This is a genomic window from Marseilla massiliensis, assembly GCF_016899855.1.
GTDB lineage: Bacteria > Bacteroidota > Bacteroidia > Bacteroidales > Bacteroidaceae > Prevotella.
In genome coordinates this window covers 1-248 of record NZ_JACJJG010000289.1, presented here as the reverse complement: position 1 = coordinate 248, position 248 = coordinate 1, and the positions used below count along the sequence as shown (strand labels likewise).

The 248-nt window shown below is 57.7% G+C and carries 1 protein-coding gene; it reads left to right on the top strand.

Annotated features, from left to right (window positions below; genetic code table 11):
• Positions 1–248 (top strand): hypothetical protein (locus tag H6A34_RS14795; RefSeq protein WP_205106125.1); only part of this gene is annotated, 248 nt, incomplete at both ends.

The window sequence follows — 248 nt, the reverse complement described above, 5'->3', positions numbered from 1 at the left end:
ATTGGTATGAAGCCGCAGACGGTAAACGTGGCCGGAAAGAGTAGTGTAACAGTTACAATGGAAGATGAGGCTACTGCACTCGACGATCTCGTTGTCATCGGTTACGGCTCCGTTCGCCGCAAGGACCTTACCGGTTCCGTGGCCACTGTGAGCAACGAAGCCCTCGCGGCTGTTCCGGTTGCGTCAGTAACCGAAGCCCTCACGGGTAAGATGGCCGGCGTAAACATCACCACGACCGAGGGCTCGCC